The following is a 23,745-nucleotide window of genomic DNA, read 5'->3' as shown; positions in this document are numbered from 1 at the left end:
TGCACCTCAGCTCAGTAATTTATCGATTTAAAGAGGGTTCCTCCAATAAAAGCGAGATGTCCCAGCTTTTATTGGAGGAATCGCATTTCTCATGTCGCCCGATTAGATTAATTCCAGGATGTTCTCCAGTTCTTCCATGGAAAGGTCATCATCACCCAGATCACTCGGGGTCAATTCTCCCTTTTCTCTTAATAGGCAATGCTCAATAATGCTGAGCAAGTGATTCCGATAGCTGTCTGCCAATTTCGCAATGGTTTCTTCCTGATACTGGAGACTGCTGTAACCAAAACTGATCTGGAGCTTTCCATCCTCGATCATGCTGGAAATATCCAACAAGAATACCCTCTCCGATTCTGGACTGAAAAGCTGACCCGTCCCGAGTGGCGAGAAAGCAAATCCGCCAGATTTCACATCCGAATCAAATTGCCCGAGGTAGTTAAAACTGATTTCCGGTTGCAGGCTAAATTGCAGGGATGGACGCCGTTTATCCGCCGTCAACGTGCGTAAAATCTCGTAGCCAATTCCTTTTTTGGGAATGCGACGCAAGCTCTCTTTGATTTGCTTGATTTGGTAGGACAAGTCCTTTGATCTTTCCATATCAAGCACGACAGGAAACTGAGATGTAAACCACCCAATCGTCCTGGTCACGTTCATTTCATTCTGAATATCTTCGCGACCGTGACCTTCCAGGTTGATGACAGCATAGTTGGTATTCGCCCACTCTTTCACGGTTAATCCCAACGCAGTCAGCAATAGGTCATTCATTTCGGTGTGATAAGCATGATGGACGTGACGTAACAGGTTTTCTGTCTCTTGAGCTGTCAGCTCGACCTTCACAGTACGGGTGTGCTTTTGTTTACGATCTGCTGTAACAAAATCGGTTGGCAACTTTTCTGCCGTGGTTGTGCTCTCGAGGTTGTGCCAGTACGCCGCTTCTCGTAAAAGCTCGTCACTCTCCGCATAGTTTTGCAGTTGAGCCGACCAATCCTTGAATGAATCTGTCTTTTTCGGCAAGACGATCTCCTGATTGTGGAGAGCCTGCGAATAGGCAGAGGAAAAATCTTCAAACAAGATGCGCCATGAGACGCCATCCACGACCAGATGATGAATGGCAATCAGTAAATGGTCCCCTTCTGTTGTGGAGAAGAGTGCCAAGTGGACGAGTGGTCCCTGTTCCAAATCGATACTGCTTTGGATGCGATTAGACAACTCCCAAATATGAGCTGCACTATTTGCATGATCTTTCAAGTCATATGAATGGAAGCGGAATCGCTCACCTGTCAGCGCTCGATTGATTTGCGTGATTGTTTCATTCTCCTGTTTGTAGATCATGCGCAACGCATCGTGGTGCTCGACGATTTTAAAGAACGCCTGCTGAACAAGTCCCGGGTCAAAGCCATCCTCTCGGAACAGCATGACACCCTGATTCCAGTGGTGGTGGTCAGTGAAATTGCGCTCGAAGAACCACTTCTGGATGGGCGTCAAGTCAATCTCGCCTTCTACTACTCCCTGATCGCTCTCTCTGTTGTTCGGTATGACATGGGCAGCAACTTGTTCAATAGTCGGATATTGGAACAGTTCCTTCATCGCCAGCGTCCAGCCTGCTGCGTGCAAACGCGTGGATACCTGAATGGCTTTGATGGAATCTCCGCCCAATTCAAAGAAGTTGTCTTTCATTCCCACTTGCCCAATTCCCAATACCTCAGCCCAAGTCGTTGCAAGTAAGTGTTCCAGCACGTTTTGTGGTGCTTCATATTCTCTGCCCGATTTTTCTTCGTGGCTTGGCTTCGGCAATGCTTTGCGGTCAATTTTGTCATTCGGTGTCAACGGCATCTTATCCAACTGAACAAAGAAAGAGGGAACCATATAATTTGGCAATTCTTTTCCCATAAATTCTCGCAATTGAGCCGGACTTGCATCCCCATCAGCTACATAGTATGCGCACAGGTAAGGTTGCCCCAGGTCATCCAAATGTGTAATGGCTACTGCCTCCACAATCGTCTCATACCGCAACAGAACACTCTCGACTTCGCCCAGCTCTACCCGATGACCGCGTACCTTCACTTGATGGTCGATTCTGCCGAGATACTCGATATTTCCGTCCGGAAGCCATTTAGCCAGATCTCCGGTGCGATACATCTTCTCTCCTGGCACAAACGGATTGTCGACGAATTTTTCTGCCGTCAGTTCTGGTCGATTCCAATATCCTCTGGCTAGCGCCACCCCGCTGATGCACAATTCACCTATTTGACCGACTGTCTTCAATTGCATTTGTTCATCCACAATGAACAGCTTCGTATTCTGAATCGGTTTGCCAATCGTAATGGTCTGACCAACTGGTTCATGCGGTAAAGCTTTCCAGATTGTCGCGCAAATCGTACTCTCTGTGGGACCGTAGCCATTGATATAGGTCACTTTCTCTTTCCATTGCTCTACCAACGCGGTAGATGCTGCCGATCCAGCAGTAATCAGGATACGCAATGACGGCATACGATCAGGCTCAAGATAAATGGCATACGTCGGCGGCAACGTGAGAATGGTAATTCCGTTTTTGTGGACGTATTCCTCAAATTTGCGGAAATCGTTGATCGTATCACGCGAGATGATATACAAGGTCGCTCCTGTCAAAAGAGCCATAAACATATCCCACACCGATGCATCAAAAGAAATACTCGCAAAATGTCCTGGCCGATCTTGTGGGGTTACGCCGAAGTGATTCTTGAACATGGCTTGCAGATTGGCTGCCCCTTTGTGTTCCAGCATGACGCCCTTTGGATTGCCAGTGGTACCGGACGTGTAAATGATATAGGCAAGATCAGACGGCTTGTTGATGCAAAGTAGATTGTCTGTTTGTGCCGAATAGCTTTCCGCATCGTCCAAATCGATAATCTCTGCCTGACTGGACACCTTGTGGATCAAGTGAGAATGCGTAAGAACGAGCTTCGCCTGACTGTCCTCAATCATGTAGCGAATTCTTTCTTCGGGATAGTCGGGATCGACCGGCAAAAAGGCTCCGCCAGCTTTTAAAATGGCGAGCGTGGCAATGACCATTTCCAAGGAGCGCTCCACCATCATGACAACGATTTGGGAAGGACCTAGCCCTTTTTCCCGCAAAACCATCGCTAACTGGTTCGCTCTTTCATTGAGCTCTAGGTACGTCATCTGCTTCTCTTCAAATACAATAGCCGTTTGATCAGGCGTATTTGCTACCAGTTCCTCAAAGAGCTGTTGTATGGTCTGGTCTTCCGTATACTCTCTGTCTGTATGATTGAATTCCACCAGCAACAACTGCTTTTCTTCTGCCGTCAGCATCTCAATCGCTTGAAGCTGCCTATCAGGTTCTGCTGCAACATTGCGTAGAATTTGCATGAAATGACGCGACATTCTATCTACGGTGTCTCTTCTGAACAGCTTGGTGCTGTACTCCAGTCGCAGCAACAGGTCTGTTTCCCGTTCAGTCAGGTGAAAAGACAGGTCGAACTTTGAAATGGCAAGCGCGCTCGTCGGTTCATAAGGATGATAGGTTAGTTGACCCAGTGTTTTTTGGTACAGTTCGTCGGTTTGCAGAATGAACATGGTATCAAAAAGTGGATTGCGTCCCGGATCACGCTGAATCCCAAGCTTTTCAACCAGACTTTCCAATGGATAATCCTGATGATCATAGGCATCCAGAGCATTCTGCTTGACTTCCATCAGAAACTCCTTGAAGGTCTTCTCGGCTGTCGGCTTATTTCTGATTGCTAGCGTATTGACGAACATGCCGACAATCGGTTCGAGCTCAGCACGCGTCTTGCCGGAGATTGGCGTTCCGACAACAATATCATCCTGCCCTGTATACTTCGAAAGCAGCACATTGTAGGCGGCTAGCAACACCATAAACAACGTCGTTTTCGTTTCTGCAGCCAACGCGTGTAAAGCTTCCAGCAGAGGTTTATCGGTAGCAAGTACGATTTGATCACCCTCAAAGCTTTTCACAGATGGTCGCGGAAAATCTGTCGGGATCTCCAAGACGCTGTTATGCCCCTCAAACGCATGGCGCCAATACTCTTCCTGCTTCTTGAAGTCATCTGACTCGGTAAAGCGTTTTTGCCAGACAGAAAAATCTTTGTATTGGATACGCAACTCCGGTAATTGTCTGCCTTGGTACAATTCCGCCAGTTCATTGAAAATAAGCGGGACGGACGAGGCATCCGAAGCAATATGATGCATGTCATACAAGAGAACATGACGTTCATCCGAGATTTGCACGAGACCCATGCGCAACAGTGGCGGAACAGCCAGATCAAATGGATGGACAAACGCTTGGAAAACCTCATCGATTTGATGTTCTTCTGCACTCCTATACGCCATTTCCACTTCCACGCGGTCATGAATTTTTTGGACCAGCTGATCTCCCAGCATTTCAAAGGAGGTTCTCCAGATTTCGTGACGATCTACCAATGCTTGTAGCGCATGCACCATTTGATCGCGATCCAGTTGACCCTCTAGCATGATCATCCCAGGCGTATTGTAGCTGATGCCCGCTCCTTCCAACTGATGAAGTACGTACATCCGCTGCTGGGCAGAGGATACCGGGTAGTATTCTTGTCGTTCTGCTGGTTGAATCAATGCATCTGACGTATTCTCACTGTTTGCTATCAGCCTGGACAAGGCCCGAACAGTAGGCTGCTCAAAGAAATGCTTCAAAGTGAGATCAATTTGAAACTCCCGATGCACATGCGCCACTACCGTCATTGCTTTCAAAGAATGTCCACCCAACTCAAAAAAGTTATCCATCACACCGATGCCGGAGATGCCAAGGACGTTTTCCCAAATCTTTGCCAGTGTTGCCTCTACTTCATTGGCAGGCGCAGCATATTCCACACCTGTTGTTGGCTTTCCTTCTGGCTTCGGCAGCGCTTTTCGATCGATCTTGCCATTTGGCGTGAGCGGGAAAGTGTCCAGTTGAACTAGATAGGTTGGAACCATATACGCTGGCAGTTCTTGAGATAGATGTGTTCGCAGCGCCACTTCTGAGATGTTTTCTTTACCAGTGAAATAGGCAGCCAGATACGCGTCCCCGCTTCCATCCTGATAAGCAACGACAATCGCTTCATTTGTCATTTCATAGCTGAAAAGAACCGATTCTATCTCCCCGATCTCAATCCGGTATCCTCTCACTTTTACTTGTTCATCCAGGCGTCCAGCGAATTCAATCGTACCGTCCGGGAGCCATCTGCCAAGGTCACCCGTCTTGTACATGCGTTCACCTAGCGCAAATGGATTGGAAACAAACTTCTCTTCGGTAAGCTCTGGTTTGTTCCAATATCCGCGTGCCAAACCGAGTCCGCCAATGCATATTTCTCCCACTACACCGATTGGTAGCAGCTGGTGCGAATGATCCACGATGTATATGCTTGTATTTGCAATTGGCCGTCCAATGGTGATCGGAGCATCCGGGAGCGCATCGCACAGATAGGTGGCGATAACGCTACTTTCTGTGGGACCGTATGCATTGACCGTAATCATTTGCGGATTCATCTCTTTGCACATCTCAACCAGCTTTGGCGATAGCTTTTCTCCCCCGAGCATGACCATTTTCAGTGGGCTGATCTCTTCGGCGGTGCTGCATTCCAAAATCGCTTGGAACATACTTGGCACGCACACCGTGTAGCTGCAACTCCATGATGAGATCAGGTTTTTGAGCGCGATTGGATCTTTTGCTTCTTCATCCTTCGTTAAGACAACCGTTGAACCGGATATAATTAACGCAAAGAAGGTAAGGGCAAAAGCATCAAAGGCAAAGGATAGGGGCAACAAACCTCTGTCATGAACGGATAAGGCCAACTCTTGTTTGTTCCACGTCACACTATTGACAATACCTCGATGCTCCCCCATGACCCCTTTAGGCTTGCCTGTCGTACCCGATGTGTAAATGATATAAGCCAGATTGGTAGCCGTATGAATCGGATCAAGGTTTGTGGTGATACGAGAATAGTTACTCTTATCCTCCAGATACAGGCATTCCACTCCAGCAGCAACCTTTGCACCGAAATGCTCTTGGGTAAGCACCAGACGAGCCTCGCAATCTTCCAGCATATAAGCAATGCGATCATTTGGATATTCTGGATCGATCGGCACGTATGCTCCGCCAGACTTGAGAATGGCAAGGATACCAATGACCATTTCCAAGGAACGATTGGCCATAATCCCTACTCGTTGGTCAGCCTTCACTCCCTTTTTCCGTAATGTACGAGCAAGCTGATTGGCTTTCTTATTGAGCTCCTGATAGGTCAACTTTTTGTCCCCGCAAACCAGTGCGATTTGATCAGGGGTTTTCCCTACTTGTTCTTCAAATAGCTGGGGAAGTGTGCTTTCCAGCTGAACAGGCTTAGATGTGTCATTGAAATGGACAAGTAGTTCCTGCTTTTCTTGCTCGGTGAGCATCTCTATCTCATACAGAGCCAACTCCGTGTTCTGAGTGATCTCTTGCAAGATTTGGATGTAATGACGGGACATGCGTTCGATGGTCTCCTGCTTGAACAGCTTGGTGCAAAATTCGAAGCAGAACAGGAGACCTGCATGGTTTTGCGTTGCTTCGAGCGACAAATCGAATTTCGCCATCTTGCCCTCTGGCACGTAAGGCGTCACTGTCATGCCCTCGATGTTGATTGGATCGGCATCCATATTTTGCAAAATGAACAAGGTATCAAACAATGGATTGCGGCTTCGATTTCGATTAACGGCCAGCTTTTCGACGAGTTCCTCAAATGGGTACTCCCCATGCTCAAAAGCAGCCAGTGTATTGTCCTTCACTTCTTGCAAAAATTGCTTAAAGCTTTTGGTCGCAACCGGCTGATTTCTCATGGCCAGCGTATTGACGAACATACCCGTGATGCTTTCCGTGTCAGGGTGCGTTCTTCCAGCTATCACGGTTCCCACTACCATGTCTTCTTGCCCGGAATATTTCGCGAGCAAAACATGGTACGCTGCCATGAGCACCATGTAGAGCGTAGTTCCCGTTTCCGCCGCCACTCGTTGCAAACCATCCGACAGTTGTTTTTCTGAACGGAATAGATAACGTTCGCCCTCAGAGCTTTGAACAGACGGTCGAGAGTAGTCCAAAGGCAGGTTCAAGACAGGAATTTCATCAGCGAATCGCTGGGTCCAATACGCTTCCTGCTTTCTGTACTCGTCTGTCTGTGCCAGACCTTTTTCCCAAACTGCGAAGTCTTTATATTGAATGCGCTGCTCTGGCAAGGATTTGTCTTGATAGAGCTGTGCAAGATCATTCAGGATGATTTGCGATGACACGCCGTCCGAGATGATATGGTGCATATCGATGATCATGACATGGCGCCGCTCTCCCAGTTTGACCAGGCCAACCCGACTTAATGGCGCCTTTTCCAAATCAAACGGACGCATGAAATCCGTGATGACTTGATTCAAACGATCCTCTGTCGCTTCCATGTAGGCGATTGGCAGTTTGCATTCCGGATGGATACGTTGAACCAGCTCGCCATTGATGGTATGGAAGGAGGTTCGGAGCGATTCATGACGACTCACCAGACCGGAAATGGCATTCTCCATCTGCGGTACATTCAATTCCCCATCGAGTACTGTCACAACGGGCAGATTGTACACCGTACTAGCCGGATCAAGCTGGTTTAAAATCAGCATGCGTTTTTGCGCAGAGGATACGGGATAATGCTCTTGCATGGCGACCTGTGGAATAGCAAGATACGTTCCTGCCTCTTCACCTTCTACATACTTGGCGATTTCTTGAATGGTTGGTCTATCAAACAAGACGCGAAGCGGAACATCTGTCTGGCAGTCTTTTTGCATCCGGGAAATGAGATGAATCGCCTTGAGCGAATGTCCGCCCAGCGTGAAAAAATTATCCTGAATACCAATCGGGGACACGCCGAGTACGCTTTCCCAAATCGCTGCCATTTTCTGTTCCAGCTCGGTTGTCGGAGCGAGGTAATCCGCTCCCGTAAATGCATTTCCCTCAGGGATGGGCAAGGCTCTTCTGTCTGTTTTTCCGTTAGGTGTGACCGGAATCCGCTCCAGCTTCATAAAGAAGGAAGGGATCATATACTCCGGCAGCGTTCGTGATAAGTACGCACGCAGCTCCTCGTTGTTGACTTCCTCTGCCAAAACGACATAGGCGCACAAATACTTTCCGCCTGTCTCATCCGTTCTATCGATGACCACGGCTTCCTTAATCAAGGCGTGGTTGAGCAGGTGCGATTCGATCTCTCCCAGCTCGATGCGATGACCCCTGATTTTTACCTGATGATCGATTCGCCCTAAAAACTCGATATTGCCATCTGGCATCCAACGAGCGAGGTCTCCCGTCCGATACATTCTTTCTCCGGATTGATACGGATTCTCGAGAAACTTCTCCGCAGTCAGCTCCGGATTATGCAAATACCCTCTTCCCACGTTCGCACCAGAGATATACAACTCTCCTACAATGCCCTCTGGTTTCAACTGCAGCTTTTCATCCAGGATGTAAATGCCTGTGTTGCTGATCGGTTTTCCGATTGGCGGCAGCTCTGGTATATCCATGCTTGGGTCCATCGTGTAGGTGGTTACCACATGTGTCTCCGACGGCCCGTAATGATTGTGTAAAAATACGTGATGTTTCCGCAGATATTTTTGCAGCTCATGAGTGACGACGAGCTGTTCTCCAGCTGTGATAATGTGCTTGACGCAACGCGGGAAGCTTTGTGCATAATCTTTTTCGTTAAAGATAAATTTCAAGAAGGATACTGGGAGGGACAAGATGCTGATCTGGTTTTCCTGGATAAACGCAAATAGTTTTTCTACATGACGTCTCATCTCATTCGTGATGAGATAGAGCTGTCCCCCGGAAAGCAGCGTGGAGAAAATCTCCTGGTAGCAAACATCAAAGCTGCATGTGGTATACTGCAATACTTTTTCATGAAAATCGATGTTGGTCTTCGCAAACGTAAAGTGCATCAGATTTGCCATGTTTTGATGCTCTAGCATGACGCCTTTTGGTTTCCCTGTTGTTCCTGAAGTATAGATGATATAAAATAAGTCCTCTGGTTGATTGATCATTTCGACAGACGTACTGCTCTCTTCCCAGATGGCTTGCGCGCTGATATCTATTGTTTCAGTAGAGGCCGAGACCTTCTCTAGTAGATGCTGCTGGGTCACTACCCATTGAATCCCACTATGCTCGAGCATGTAGGTAATTCGTTCTTCTGGCAGCTCTGGATCAATTGGTACAAATGCACCACCGGCTTTCAAAACCCCAAGAATTCCGACAATCATCTCGATGGATCGATCCATCATCGTACCAACCAGACTGTCTGCTGCAATCCCTTTTCCTCTCAAAAACCTGGCGAGCTGATTGGACTTTTCATCTAGCTCCCGATACGTCAGATGCTGTTCTCCGAATACAACAGCTACGTGATCAGGTGTCCTTTCCACCTGTTCCATAAAGAGCTCGTGCATGGTTTTCGTTGGATAAGCTGCGGAAGTATCAAGGTTTTTAGCCATTAGCTGTCGTTTTTCAGTTTCTGTCAGCAAGGTAACCTGTTGAAGGGTGACCTTCGGATTGTTTGCCACGCAAGCCGCAATCTGCTTGAGGTGCCCAGCCATTTTTTGGATAAAGGCATCGTCGAAAACAGCAGCATTATAATCAAACCGTATCGCAATCTCTTCTTTGGGCGTTACCATAACGGTCATGTCATAATTGGTAGGCTCAAACATCTCGACATTGACAATGGCAAAGCCTACTTGTCGTGTCGCCGCCTTTTTCTGCAACGCCTCAACTAATGGATAGTTTTCGATGACCATCAGGTGGTCGATCAAGTCTTGCTTCAATACGGAATCGTTTTGAATATCGTACAAAGGCACATGCTCATATGGCTGGGATTGCCGTGTTCTTTGGTGCACATCCTGTATCAAGTCGACAAAGGTTTGAGCGTTCTTCGCTTGAATGCGGAATGGAATGGTATTGATAAACAACCCAACCATTTTGTCGATTCCAACGATCTCAGTTGGTCGCCCGGATACAACAGATCCGAAGAGCACATCATTCGTAGTGTTATAGGATTGGAGCAGAATCCCCCATAAGGTTTGAATCACGGTTGGCAAAGTCACTCGATTTTGACTTGCGATCGCAGAAAGCTGCTGCGTCACCATGCGGTCCAGCACAAAACGATATTGCGCTGGTAGAAAGGCATTGCTAGATGACTTCCTAAATTTCGGCAAAGAGGTTTGTTGTTCAAACTGTTCCAGATAGTCTCTCCAATATGCGAGAGCAGCCTCTTTATCTTGCTTTTCCAGCCAACGAATAAATTGGCTGTAAGGCTGCACTGGATCAAGAGAAATCGGAGTCCCGTTCTTTAAGGATAAATAGACGGAAAGCAAGTCATCAAAAATAATGCTAAAGCACCAACCGTCCATGAGTATGTGATGAAAACTCCAGATGATTTCATATTCGCTCTCCGTCATTTGGAAAATAGCTACTCTCATCAACGAATCTTTCGCCAGATGAAAGGTTTTCTCTTGGTCATTCCTTTTGTACTGCGTGTAGCGCTGCTGTTTTTCTTGCTCGTCGTAAGCAGTTAGATCGCAAAATAGGATGGGAATGGGCCGTTCCTTCAAGACAACCTGCAAAGGCTGTTTTAATTTTTCATAGAGAAACAGCGTGCGAAACACATCAAATCTCTCTACCAGCACATGCAAGCTATTGGTATACAAACCAACATCAAGATTGCCCTCGATCGAAACGGACATTTGCACAAGATGAGAGTTATGTTCTTCGTTTAGTAAGGCGTGAAATAACATTCCCTCTTGCATGGGCGTCAATAAATACATATCTTGTACTTGTTCTTTGCTAAAAACACTCATTCCGGCACCTCGATATCGACATTATTCGTCATATTTGTAATAAAATGTAAATAAAAGGCGTATTTTACCCCATGAAATTTTAGCAAGTGCTTCTAGTTAAGCGTATTGGCAAGTACTTCGAAGATGTCGTCCATTTCTTCCATTTGAAGTCCTTTTAGACTAAAGTCACTGGGAGTCCGTTCGACTTCTTTTTTCCGCGAGCAATGCGTAATGATCGACCGGAGATGTTTTTGATAGCTCTTACTCAATTGATGGATGGACTCTTCTCTAAACTGCTCCTCGCTGTAAGTAAACGTGATGAGAAGCTCCCCGCCTTCCATTCTTCCTGTAATATTCAAGGCAGTGTAAATCTCCGAATCCGGACTCAGATTGTTCTTCCCATCCGCACCGAGCGAGTTGCCAGCACTATAAGGAGAACGGGTGAACATTTCACCGGTAAGGCCTGAGTCAAACTGACCCAAGTAGTTAAACGTTACTTCGGGTTGCAAGGAAAAGGACAAGGCACGTCGTTTTTCCGGTTCTGTCATATATTTTAAAATTTCATAGCCAATGCCTTTATTGGGGATCTTCCTTAGGTTTTCTTTCGTGCATTTGATATGGTCAGGTAAGTGATTGATTTGACTCAAATCTAGTAAAACTGGATATTGGGACGTAAACCATCCGATCGTTCTTGTCACGTTAGCGTGTTCGATCACATCCTCGCGACCGTGCCCTTCGAGATTAATTACGATTTGGTCAAGCCTGCTCCACTCTGCAATGGCCAGCCCCAACGCTGCCAGTAACAAATCATTGATCTCTGTTTGATAAGCAGAATTTGCCTGCTTCAACAATTGTTCGGTTTCCTCTGCTAGCAATCCGACCTGTATGTTGCGGATACTCTTCTGTTTGCTACCCACCGTTTCATAGTCTTTAGGAAGGGAAGCATTCGTAGCTGTAGATTCAACATTCTCCCAATACGGGATTTCTCTCGTCAATGCATCACTATTTGCATATTCGTTTAGCCATACTGCCCAATTTTTAAAAGAATCCGTCTTTTCTGGGAGAACGATATCTTTTCCTGCTAGTACCTGACTGTATGCAGTTGCTAGATCCTCAAAAAGAATGCGCCAGGAAATTCCATCCATGACTAAATGATGGATAGCCAAAAACAAATGATCACCTTGGAGCGTATGGAACAAGGCTGCCTTTACCAACTGTCCCTCTTGTAAATTCATGTTGCCATGTAAGCGTTTCGTCTCTTCTTCGATTGCTTTCTGGACATCCGAATGCGAGGTCAGATCATATGGAATAAATTGGTATAATTCGCCACCCAATCCACGATTCTGTTGAACGATTCTCCCATTCTCGTTCCGATAGACCATGCGTAGCGCGTCATGATGCGAAAGGATTTTATCCAAGGCCTTTCGGATCGCTTCAGGATCAAATCCCTGCTCACGATACAACACATACGATTGGTTCCAATGGAACATATTCGTAAAGTTCTTTTCAAAGAACCACTGTTGAATGGGTGTTAAGGTAACAGGGCCTTCGATAATTCCCTGCTCGCTTCTCCTCGTCGTACTTTTGACATAGAGAGCAACCTGCGAAATTGTCGGGTAATTCAGCAAATCTTTCGTGTCTAGCTTTCGTTGATAGGCATGCAAACGAGCAGCGACCTGGATTGCTTGAATGGAATCCCCACCGAGTGAGTAAAAATTATCGCGAATTCCAATTTTCTCGATTCCCAGTACCTCTTGCCATACGGTTGCGAGAATCGATTCTGTCTGATTTCTAGGAGGTTCGTACACAAGATTTGTCTCAGCAGCAACATCAGGTTCAGGCAATGCTTTTCGATCAATTTTGTCATTCGGCGTGAGTGGCATTTTATCCAGCTTCACGAAATAAGAAGGAAGCATGTACGCAGGAAGCTTTTGAGCGGCATATTCTCTCATCTGCGAAGGAGTTACTTCCAGTTGCGAAATAAAATAAGCGCACAAGTAAGGTTGAGCGTGTTGGTCTTCTCTTGCGATTACCACTGCCTCTTTTATTTGTTCATGTTTCAGCAAAACGGACTCGATTTCACCCAACTCGATCCGATGACCTCTGATTTTCACCTGATGGTCGATTCTGCCGAGAAACTCAATTTCTCCATTCGGCAGCCATTTGGCCAGATCTCCTGTCCTGTACATCTTCTCTCCTGGTACGAACGGATTATCCACAAATTTTTCGGCGGTCAAGTCTGGGCGATTCCAGTATCCTCTGGCTAAGCCTACTCCACCTATGCATAGTTCGCCTTCACTGCCAATTGGCTGTAATTGTAGGTCTTCATTGACAATATAAGCGGATGTATTTTGAATCGGTTTGCCGATTGGAATCGTTTGGTTGACGAGCACATTGGAAGGTGCCTCCCAAATCGTCGCGCAAATGCTTGTTTCCGTAGGTCCGTAAGCATTCACGTACCTGACTTTGTTTTTCCATTTATTCACTAAAGGGAAGTTGGCAGCTGAACCTGCCGTAATCATGATGCGAAGGGGATTAATATGATCTGGGTTGAGGTGAGTCAAATAAGTGGGTGGCAACGTGATGATGGTCAATTCATTTTTATTCACATAGTTTTCAAAACGGATGAAATCATGAATCGTCTGTTTAGAAAGGATATAGAGGCTGGCACCGGTTAATAAAGCCATGAACATTTCCCATACCGATGCGTCAAATGACATGCTGGCAAACTGTCCTACCCTGTCTGCAGGTGTTACACCAAACGTATTTTGAAAGAATGATTGCAAATTCGCGATCCCTTTATGCTCCAGCATGGTTCCTTTCGGATTGCCGGTTGTGCCTGACGTATAGATGACATACGCTATGTCAGTAGGTTTGCTTGGCAAGTCAAGATTGGAATCTGAGTGAGTATTCAGTTGTTCTTCCTCGAGCACGACTACAGAACCACGGTATCCGACGTCATAAACAAGTTGCCTGACGTTTTTCTGGGTGATGACGATCTTGGTTTGACTGTCTTGCAGGATATATTGAATCCGATCTTGGGGATATTCGATATCGATGGGAACATACGCTCCGCCTGCCTTAAGGATGGCCAGAATAGCTGTCACATTTTCAATGGATTTCTCCATCATCACACCGACAATGCTGTCTGTTGTAATCCCTTTTTCGATCAGTGCTCTCGCTAATTGGTTGGCCTTCTTGTTAAGCTCCTGGTAAGTTAAGCGCTCATTTTCATAAACGATGGCAACTCGGTGTGGCACAGCTTCTACCTGTTCCTCGAACAACTGATGGATCGACTTATCCTGTGGATACTCGGCCTTTGTATCATTAAACACGGCTACCTGTTCTTTTTCCCACTCCAAGTCAATGAGATTGGCCTGATTTGCTAACATATGTCCCCTCCGATAATTGGCAAACTTTAGTCTATCGTGTGCCAATACAATGCGATGGCTAAACAAGTGAACGCAACTGAAAGGAAATGGTCTGCGAAATCTGAAGATGAAGTCTCAGTGACCAATGGCTCACACTGGAAACTCCATCATCAACACCATTTAATATAATGGCCGAATGTAATAAAGTGTCTGGGTTTTTGTGTCTATTTTGTAAATATTACCCACATTTATATTACTATCGTCATGAACCAATTTTCATCTACAAATTTTCCACCATTTTACATCGGTTCACAATGGGAAAAATTCCCTGTTTCCTCAAAGCAGTTTTCAGGACAAAAGTCACTTTCCAATTTTTATAAAAAAACAAATGTGCTGGCCTTCACACCTCCTTAGAATTCAGCAGAATAGCGTATTCATATGCACCTGTTTGAGAAACTGTTATTCATTATAACAGAGAGCGTTTTAGAAATCAGTTAAAAAATAGGCATTTTTTGTAAAATGAGCAACTTTTTACCTAAGCCAATCTTCATTTCCTCCAAAAAAAGCTCACACTTTCTGGTTTCATTCGAAAGTGTGAGCCTTTAGAGTTAGGTAGCACGCATCAATTCCCGATCTCGTTTCCCGTGTAACCAGTAATAAAGCGGGATACTAAAAAGAATAAAGGCAACCATGCCTCCGAAAATCGTACGATATCCTGTATGCGGTACGATAAATCCGAGTAAATAGGGCCCGATTCCTAATCCTAGATCATACATAATGTAGTAAGTAGAGGTTGCTAGTCCAAAGCGATGCGGAGCTGTCACCTTCACAGCTACGGTTTGGGCAATGGAGTTAAAGTTTCCGAAGCCTACTCCAATCAAAGCAGCAGATAGCAGCAGCATCAAGGAAGTCGAGGCTTGACTGAATAGAAGCATCCCGACAGCAAAGATCACCAGGCTGGGGTATGTCACGATGTTCGCCCCTCTTGCGTCCATGAGCTTTCCTGAAAATGGTCGCGAGAGGATAATGACAATGGCATACACCAAAAAGAAATAACTCGCAGTTGAGGAGAGATTAATTTCTTCCGCATAAAACGATAGAAATGACAAGACACCCGAATAGCTGAAGCCGATTAATAAGGCAATAAATGAAATCGGCAAGGCTTTCGGCTCGATGAATTTCGAAAGCAGTGAACCTGTTTCTTCTTCTTTCACATTTGCGAAAGGAAGCGGAACATTGATTTTTGCCATGGCATAAAACAACAAGCAAATCAGGGAAAACACAACATTCATCGTAAATATCCAGGTGAAACCATTTTCAAGCCGCAACAAGATCATGCCGAGAAAAGGACCAATCGCAGTGGCTAAAATCGCACTTAAACTGTAATAGCCTATCCCCTCACCCTTGCGAGACGCTGGCAAGATTTGAGCAATAATGGTACCTGTTGCAGTACTGGCAATACCAACGGCAATCCCTTGCAGCAAACGATTTACCAGTAAAAAGCTGATATGGACAGCAAAAAAGTAAAGCAACGAGGTGACAGCAAAAAATCCCAACCCAATCCATAGCGTTTTTTTCGTACCAATATAACTAATGGCTCTTCCCGTAAGTAATCGGCCAATCAAAGCACCAATGATAAAGATACTGGAAACCAATCCAGCTAAACTGGTTGAAGCGAGAAATTCTGTTTTGGCGTACGAAGCAATCGTAACCATTAGTAAGAAATACATCAGTGTCAAAAGAAAATTGATGAAAGAAACAATGACGAACTCTTTTGTCCAAAGCCTATCCTGATTCACTGCTTACCCTCTTCTCTTTAGATTCATGATTAGTTTTTCCAGTACTGTGGCTGCTGCGTCTCTTTCTTCTTGTGAGATGCCTTCCATTAATTCTTCCAAGAATGGATCAGTCGCTTCCATAATCGTTTTATGGAGCGCTTCCCCTTTTTCTGACAGGCACATAATTTTTTGCCGTTTATCTGCACCTGATAAAATCGAAATCATTTCACGCGCAGCTAATTTTTGCGCAATGGGTGTAATAGCCGGCTTCTCTACTTGCCAATAATCGGCGACATCGCTAAAGGTAGCAGGACCGTTGTCTTTGAGATAACGGATCAACGCCCATTGTGTGACCGATATACCGAATGGAAGTAACTCCTCTTGCAATTGGTTATTGTATACACGATGTGTGAATGCGACTGTTGAAAAGAACGGGTACATGTTATGCTCCTTATTATTAGTTAATTAATTTAATTAATTATAATTATATCTCTTTCCTTGCCGTTTGAGAAGGTCAAAATTCAAAATTGGTATCCGTGTGGCTTTTTCCACGAACATTCGTCTAACCTATATCATCATACAAAAGGAGAAAATCATGCTGGAAAAAAGGTTGTTCGTCATTCACTTTCTATTATTGCTTTTCTTCATACTTTCTTTTCCAATACCTACGCTTGCGAAGGAATCCACCATTCAAAATCCGTATTACGTATTTAGCTGGGATGAGAAAGGCAATGTCCGCATTACCGATTTGGCAAAAAACGAAATCCTCTCTTCCATTCAATACCAAGCCGAATATGGTACCATTTATAATGCGATGACTCCTTCTCTTCCGAAAGGCTCCAAACAAATAACGTTGGATCAAAGTCCACCATTTCAACCAGGCTCAGCCATCGAAATTCGATCCGAATCATTTGGCGGCAGAATGAATGCTCCGCTTGTCCATCAGGCCAAAGTGACTGCCGTCCGTGGAAATGATTTGTATTTCTCTCCACCAACGACGAAAGTGATCGACCGGAACATTTTTATCAAACGGGGCAGCCACTGGGTTCGTAAGTGGGATGATGTAAAGGTGGAACACCGGGAGACTGCCACTGGTAACACAGTCATCGTCACTGGTCATACCCCGATTACAGTGGTTTCAACCCAATATACATTGCAAAAAAATAGCCCAGCCATCGATATCACTGTAAAAACCACCTACAAGCAAGCGGCAAAGGTTTTTCGTGAAACGTTCGACCTGCAATTCAAGCCAAATGTAACAGAGGTATATCGCAAGAATCGGAAAGTGGACACACAAAAATTCCAAGCTTCTTACTGGCTGGATCACCAAGGTGCGAAATTTGGTCAAGGGAAGCAAGCAGCTTTTTTGTACCATGCCCCCAACGTGTCTTCACTTGAATTGAATACAACGCAAAAACAGCTTATCGTGAATCTGGATCACATGAACGATCACAGATACGTACAGCAAACCTCCACGAATCAGGTCGGAAAAGTCCGCCACGCTTCCGAATATCGTGCAAACGATGTACGGACGAATTCCTTTTCGCTAGTAGTTGGGTATCAACCGAAGCTCATGCCTCGATTTATGAGTCAGCCTTCAGGTTTTTTGGCGACACATGTATGGACAGAGCATGCTGATGAGCAGACGCTGCAAACAAATCGGGCTGTTTATTTCGGTTCCGAGAAGATTTCATCGTCGGCACAAGCGACAGGCGGTTTTGTCAAACACCGGATTCCGGTTACGAAAAGCGTGTTTTACTCGAATCCTTATTTTCAAGCGAAATCGCCTGTCAATGTCGCCATTGCGCAAAGCCCTGAATTTTTGCAGTTTCTGGATGATCTGAATCAGAACGGCGATGATATTGGTCTACATACCCTCTATCCTTACGAAATCAGGCACTATCAAAAGACGACGGAAGATGCGTTGCAAGTAATGAAAGATCACTTCCAAAGCCGCACATGGATTGACCATGGGTATTTGAAGTCTAGCTTTGCCTTTAACGCACTTGACATCCAAACTGCGAATTACTTGGCGCATCAGTGGAAAAAATACGGCACATCATATTTTTGGCATTACAGCTCAGAAGATATCGCCAATCCCAATAATGGTCTTGATCTGTACCAATCCCAAAAAGGCGACTCCCTGCACACTCCTCTCTATTGGTGGCATCCGACAGTGACTGGCCCGTTTTATTCATGGTCGGCAGCCACCATTCCAGAGTATTCACTAAACCTGTATCGGGAGCAAAATCTCCAGCAGCTCATTCAAAATCGTGGGGTTTTTATCAACCATACCTACTTGGCGAGATTTCCATCCAAAAAGCAGGGCGGGAAATTTATCATTCGAGATGCCCAAGGAAACTGGATCATCCATCCCGATTTTGACCGCTTGCTGAAACGAATGGAAACGCTGCGCGATCAAGGCAAATTGCATTTGACAACCGTACGTGAAATCATGGATTATTGGCTCGCCCTCTCTCAAGTCAGAATGGAATATGCACCAGACGGCTCTATCATTCTGCACAATCGTGGCGAGCACAAGATTTCTGGTCTTTCCATGGCGACAAAAGCTTCGGAAGTCTATGTGAACGGGATGAAGCCGTCACAAAAGAAAGCGGATGGCGATCTTATCTTTTGGTTCGATCTGGAGCCGAATGCAGTTGCTATCATTGCTGCAAACAAATTGGATAGCATTGCATTCCCGAAATAAAAGGAAAACAAATACAAAAAGAAGCTTCCCTTCATTTTTCTAGGGAAGCTTCTTATTCCTTTATCTATTGAGACAATTTTACCAAGCTGTAGTTTTTCTTGCCTTTGCGGATAATGATGAAGCGGCCACCGATAGCAAGACTTGGTGTTACTTCCAGTTCCAAATCGGTTACGCGCTCGCCATTCATGGAGATAGCACCTTTTGTAATATCCTCACGTGCTTGACGTTTGGATGGCTCAATGCCGATCTCAACGAGCCAATCGACAATGTTCTTCGTTTCGAGGGTAGATTCGAATGTCGGCATTTCTTTGAAGCCTTGCTCGATTTCATCTGCCGACAGCGATTTAATATCGCCAGTAAACAAAGCTGCTGTAATGCGCTTCGCCTGCTCCAGCAATTCCTCGCCGTGGACAAATCTCGTCATTTCCTCAGCCAGCGCTTTTTGCGCCTCGCGTTTATGTGGCTCAGACTGTACTTTTTCCGCCAGCTCTTCAATTTGCTCTTTGGAGAGGAACGTAAAGTATTTCAAGTATTTCACAACATCGCGGTCATCGGTATTCGCCCAGAATTGGTAGAATTCGAATGGTGTTGTTTTGTTTGGATCGAGCCAGATGGCTCCTCCTGCTGTCTTCCCGAATTTCGTACCATCTGCCTTCAGCATCAAAGGAATTGTGAGACCGAATGCTTTGGCTTCTGATCCTTCTTTTTTGCGGATCAGATCGAGACCGCTCGTGATGTTGCCCCATTGGTCGGAACCGCCGATTTGTAGCTGAACATCTTCATGTTTGTACAGATGCAGGTAATCCAGCGATTGCAGAATTTGATAGGAAAACTCCGTAAACGAAATACCGCTTTCCAGTCTGCTCGACACAACATCCTTGGCAAGCATCGTATTGATGCTGAAGTTTTTCCCGTAATCCCGCAAAAATTCAATAACATTGATTTTGTGCGTCCAGTCGTAGTTGTTCACCAAACGGATTTGGTTGTCGCCTTCTGTAATGAACAGCTTTTTCATCTGTGCGGTGAGTTTGTCGACGTTCTCCTGAATTTGTTCCAGTGTTTGCAAAGAACGCTCCGATTGACGGCCGCTCGGATCGCCAATCGTACCTGTTGCACCACCGATCAAAATGACCGGGCGATGACCAGCAAGCTGGAAGCGTTTCAGTACCATGAACGGAATCAAGTGACCGATATGCATGCTGTCACCTGTTGGATCGACACCACAATATAACGAGACTGCTTTTTCATTCGTTAATTCTCGCAGCCCTTCTGCATCTGTTTGCTGATTGACGGCTTCGCGCCATTCGAGTTCGTCGATAATATTCACTGCCATACACTCCTTCAATCTCCTATGGTAAAAAACAAAAAATCGCCCCTTGTCTATTGTAGACATAGGGACGATTGAATAACCGTGTTACCACCCATCTTGCACCAATGGACCCAAGTGCTTGCGCAGGCCATTCATGCCACTCGTAGCGAGTTATCGTTCGCGATTCCGCTCGGCATTACCCGAGATACTCCAGAGTGTATTTCGCTCGCTTATTGTGTACCGGGTTCCATCAACCCCCGGCTTTCTAGGACAGGGAATAAGCTGCTACTGGGCTCTTTCAACGTATGTTTCATATGAAATTAAAGTCAGTATATTGAATTCAAATAGCAATGTCAACCATGTAGCAAGGATTCCGCTACGATCCCTTATTTTATTTTCGTGAGACCGTCAGAAGTCAGTTCATAAACAGTTGTGGCGACTTCATGTAAATACCGTCGATCATGCGAAATACTGATAATCACCCCGTCAAAAGCCGTTAACGCGCGGCAGAGAACAGGATTCGTCAAAGGGCTGATGTTTCGGGTCGGTTCATCCAGTATCAAGATTTCGCACTGATCCAAAATCATTTTTAACAAGAGCAATTTCGCTTTCTGTCCCCCAGACAAGTTTTGAATGGGTTGATGCATCTCATCTTTTGTAAATTTCATACTCCCTAAATGCGTATGCGCTTTTGTAATCGCATCTTTATTCCCCGTTCTTTCCAAGAACTCAATCGGTGTTTGGGTTGAATTCAGTCGATTTTCATAGTTTTGGGGCATATAACCGATCTTGAATGACGAGTGCTGAACGAGCTCATCCATGATTTTTTTCAACAACGTGGTTTTTCCGACCCCATTTTCTCCAATAATCGCAACTTTTTCTGGCCCCTTGATCGATAAATGAATCTGTTTTGATAGCAGTTTGTTCGCTATTTGCAATCCTTCCAATGAAAAGTCGAGGATTTGTTTACTGCCTGGCACATGTATCGCAGAATCAAATCGGAATTCGCTTGCTTCTTCCACACTTGGAGCCTCTACAAACGTTTCCGATGCTTTCTCCATGCGCTCTCTTTGATTTTTGAGAGACTTGATTTTCTTTTGCAAACGCGGATCTGACCGGGAAACGTTCCGATGTTGATGCTCTGCCTTATTCCAAACGTCATGCCATTTCTCCATTTGCTTTCGATGATCAGAAGCTTGCTTTCTGGCGATCTGTTCTTGTTTGTTCAAGTGGCTCGTGCGATTCGCGATGTAATTCTCATAGGGTTCTCTTGAAAACGTATATTTGGGTACTTGTTTGCGCTTCGTCAGTTCCATATGAAGGATACCGTTTGCTGTATTCGCAATAAATGTTTCATCATGCGATACATATAGAACAGGAATAGCCGTCTGTTGAATAAATTCTTCCAGCCACTCTATCGTTTGAATATCCAAATCATTCGTGGGTTCGTCCAGCAATAGTACATCAGGCTTCTGTGCTAACAGACTTAAAAAGCGGTATTTGAAACGCTCACCCCCGGACAGAACCCCCATCCTTTTATCTGAATCCAATGCATGAATGCCGAGGTCATCCATCGCTCTCACCAATTCTTTGGTCCATTGATTTTCCATAAAAAAATCGGCGATGGACATTTGTTTTTCTTCGTCCGATAGCTCCTGTGAGAGAAATCCCATGGAACATTCGTTTCTCCACACGTTACCTTCATATATACAATACTCGGCGATCATTTGTTCCGCGTATATCAATTTTAATAAGGTGCTTTTTCCATTTCCCTCTTCCCCGATGATGGCAATCTTGTCACCGGTTTGCAGGGTCAGATGCAAATTTTGAATGAGAGTCCTGTCGTCTTTTTGGTGGTAATCGTGATATTGTGCAGTTCAACCATGTGGATTCCCCATTTCATTTTTACGTTTCTCGTCATTTACTCTTTGTTCATCTGTATCGCCCCCTTTTTTGACAACAAAAAAAGATGCTCCTGTCCAATAAACAGAAGCATCTTGCTCTCGTACTAGAAATCACTATATGAAAAATAATGGTCTTCTAAATATTGTCAATGAAGCTATTCGACCAAGGCTAGCAATTGGGCAAGCTTGTCTTTGATAGGGGAAGATTCCTTTTTTACTGCCTGTGCGAGCTTTTTGTTCCCGCCGAAAAGGCGATAAATAACGCTTTCCCGCTGGTAATCCTCCATCGCTGCAAGCTCCCCTATGAGTGCATCCACCAGTTCGGCACGATCAATAGTGATATTTTTCAAAGGCTTCGCCGAGTCGCTACTGCCAAGCACCAGAGAGACGAGTACGGGGATATTCTCTACGGTTACACCATGCGCCTCCATAAAAGCTAGGGCAAAATCGTCCTGCGCAGACTGATGCTCCGTGTCGACCAGCTTCATATAGCGGCGAAAGAGTGGAAAATAATCGCTGCTGGACAACCCGAGAGCCAATACCGCATAGGTGCCAGGCATGACGGATTTCTCACTAGGCTCTACATCCCCGTACCATGCGAACTCCTCCATCGCAAGCTCCGCATATTCGGCGATTTTCGGATATAAGGCAGGATAACGAGAAGCATTGGCAAAAAACTGGTGGAGACCTGACTTCGCCAGCTTTTTTACGGGCAGGTAGTGCTTTTCGCTACTCTTCAGCTTGAGCTTGTACCCTTTCGGAAAGCCTTCACGCAAGAGTCCGTTGATAAAATCGATGGCTTCACCGTAGGCGGCTTCTTCCTCAGTCACGATACGGATGTCGATCACTTGTAAAACATCATTGGCTTTTGCTTGAATCAGACTGCTTTTATACTCGTTTTCAAAGCGACCGCTGCCACGTTTTACATAGTCCGTAGCCCGCTTGGAGCCAAGCTGAACAGCGAGGTCCAAAAACTTCTTGCGGGTGTCAGGTTCCTTGTTACCTATTGCGAGAGCGACGTATAGGAAAAAATCCAGCTCCTCTGCTTTTGGTTCCTGACGCTCCTGCTCGGGTTTCAAAACCCAGTCCAATCCATAATGCCCGGTACGATCAAAAAATTTGACTAAAAAACGCTCATCCGCCCAGCCTTTTAAAGCTAACGAAGAGTGGTACGTCCACGAATCACCGCGTTCTTTATTAAAGCGCAGCTTTTCGCTAAGACGCTGGATGAGCGGTTCGATAATTTCCTGCTTTTGTTCCATCAAGTCGGGATTGACGAGACAATGAGCGAAGAAGAAATCGTCTCTTTCTTTCGGACGTACAGGAAGCTCCGCTTTAATTTTTGTCTCGATAAATTGTTCCAGTACTTGTTTTAGACTCTCGCGTTTTGGCTCGTTTATGAAATGGCGAGAATGGCATTGCACCGATTGTTTCCACTCGAATTCGAAGACGAGCTCGAAGCGGTAATTAAAAAAGTGAGAATCATAGTCGGTGGAATGGAACAAGGATTCCATTCGATCACACAGTGCGGGAAAAAACTCTTGCATGAGGATTTCCTCTGTAAGCTCCTCGATATAAGAGCCCGCATCGTATTTGTACGAGTCGTCACTCCAACTGAATGGTTCATGGACATCGATGTGGATTTTACCATTGGCCCAATTGAGCTTTCCTTTTCTCCACGCCACTCTCAGGTAGTCTTTGACCCCTGCCTGCAGTAGACTCCAGTCTTTGATCTCGTTGATCCGTTGGTTCTCTTTTTGGTAAATTTCTTGGATGGAAGTCCATACTTCGTTTAGAAATGCTTCTGCTGCCTGATTCATTG

General features: G+C 45.4%; 8 protein-coding genes and 1 other annotated feature. Of the genes, 1 reads left to right on the top strand and 7 read right to left on the bottom strand.

Features of this window, described 5'->3' with window-relative positions; translation table 11 throughout:
- Positions 1-102: 102 nt before the first annotated feature.
- From tycB to ODZ53_RS04190, 4 genes are all read right to left on the bottom strand, one after another.
- The gene (gene tycB, locus ODZ53_RS04205) at positions 103-10,872 is read right to left on the bottom strand and encodes a tyrocidine non-ribosomal peptide synthetase TycB (protein ID WP_372676046.1); all 10,770 of its coding nucleotides are present in this window, start codon (positions 10,870-10,872) and stop codon (positions 103-105) included.
- A 92-nt stretch (positions 10,873-10,964) separates the two neighbouring features.
- Positions 10,965-14,243: a tyrocidine non-ribosomal peptide synthetase TycA gene (gene tycA / locus ODZ53_RS04200; RefSeq protein ID WP_372676045.1), complete on the bottom strand. Its 3,279-nt coding sequence runs from the start codon at positions 14,241-14,243 to the stop codon at positions 10,965-10,967.
- 587 nt (positions 14,244-14,830) lie between these two features.
- The gene (locus tag ODZ53_RS04195; protein WP_372676044.1) at positions 14,831-16,021 is read right to left on the bottom strand and encodes an MFS transporter; all 1,191 of its coding nucleotides are present in this window, start codon (positions 16,019-16,021) and stop codon (positions 14,831-14,833) included.
- 3 nt (positions 16,022-16,024) lie between these two features.
- Positions 16,025-16,441, bottom strand: a complete 417-nt coding sequence (locus ODZ53_RS04190) for a MarR family winged helix-turn-helix transcriptional regulator (protein ID WP_234128046.1) — start codon at positions 16,439-16,441, stop codon at positions 16,025-16,027.
- Positions 16,442-16,595: 154 nt separating this feature from the next.
- On the opposite strand from ODZ53_RS04190, the gene ODZ53_RS04185 reads away from it, so the two are divergent.
- Positions 16,596-18,710: a hypothetical protein gene (locus ODZ53_RS04185; RefSeq protein WP_372676043.1), complete on the top strand. Its 2,115-nt coding sequence runs from the start codon at positions 16,596-16,598 to the stop codon at positions 18,708-18,710.
- A 64-nt stretch (positions 18,711-18,774) separates the two neighbouring features.
- On the opposite strand, the gene tyrS is transcribed toward ODZ53_RS04185, so the two are convergent.
- The 3 genes from tyrS to ODZ53_RS04170 form a co-directional block, all read right to left on the bottom strand.
- Positions 18,775-20,043: a tyrosine--tRNA ligase gene (tyrS, locus tag ODZ53_RS04180; RefSeq protein WP_015891079.1), complete on the bottom strand. Its 1,269-nt coding sequence runs from the start codon at positions 20,041-20,043 to the stop codon at positions 18,775-18,777.
- A gap of 57 nt (positions 20,044-20,100) precedes the next feature.
- Positions 20,101-20,330: a binding site (T-box leader), on the bottom strand.
- A gap of 75 nt (positions 20,331-20,405) precedes the next feature.
- Positions 20,406-21,842, bottom strand: a complete 1,437-nt coding sequence (locus ODZ53_RS04175) for an ATP-binding cassette domain-containing protein (protein ID WP_372676042.1) — start codon at positions 21,840-21,842, stop codon at positions 20,406-20,408.
- A gap of 236 nt (positions 21,843-22,078) precedes the next feature.
- Positions 22,079-23,743: a DUF6138 family protein gene (locus ODZ53_RS04170; RefSeq protein WP_372676041.1), complete on the bottom strand. Its 1,665-nt coding sequence runs from the start codon at positions 23,741-23,743 to the stop codon at positions 22,079-22,081.
- Between the last annotated feature and the right edge of the window lie 2 nt (positions 23,744-23,745).

The organism is Brevibacillus sp. BD137, assembly GCF_041644655.1.
GTDB classification, from domain to species: domain Bacteria; phylum Bacillota; class Bacilli; order Brevibacillales; family Brevibacillaceae; genus Brevibacillus; species Brevibacillus brevis_D.
The sequence above is the reverse complement of the archived record's forward strand: the minus strand, read 5'-3'. Positions and strand labels throughout refer to the sequence as shown.

What these genes read in the sequence shown, in the direction of transcription:
- tycB (WP_372676046.1), bottom strand. Translation starts at nt 10,872, where the DNA reads ATGAGTGTTTTTAGCAAAGAACAAGTACAAGATATGTATTTATTGACG.
- tycA (WP_372676045.1), bottom strand. Translation starts at nt 14,243, where the DNA reads ATGTTAGCAAATCAGGCCAATCTCATTGACTTGGAGTGGGAAAAAGAA.
- ODZ53_RS04190 (WP_234128046.1), bottom strand. Translation starts at nt 16,441, where the DNA reads ATGTACCCGTTCTTTTCAACAGTCGCATTCACACATCGTGTATACAAT.
- ODZ53_RS04185 (WP_372676043.1), top strand. Translation starts at nt 16,596, where the DNA reads ATGCTGGAAAAAAGGTTGTTCGTCATTCACTTTCTATTATTGCTTTTC.
- tyrS (WP_015891079.1), bottom strand. Translation starts at nt 20,043, where the DNA reads ATGGCAGTGAATATTATCGACGAACTCGAATGGCGCGAAGCCGTCAAT.
- ODZ53_RS04170 (WP_372676041.1), bottom strand. Translation starts at nt 23,743, where the DNA reads ATGAATCAGGCAGCAGAAGCATTTCTAAACGAAGTATGGACTTCCATC.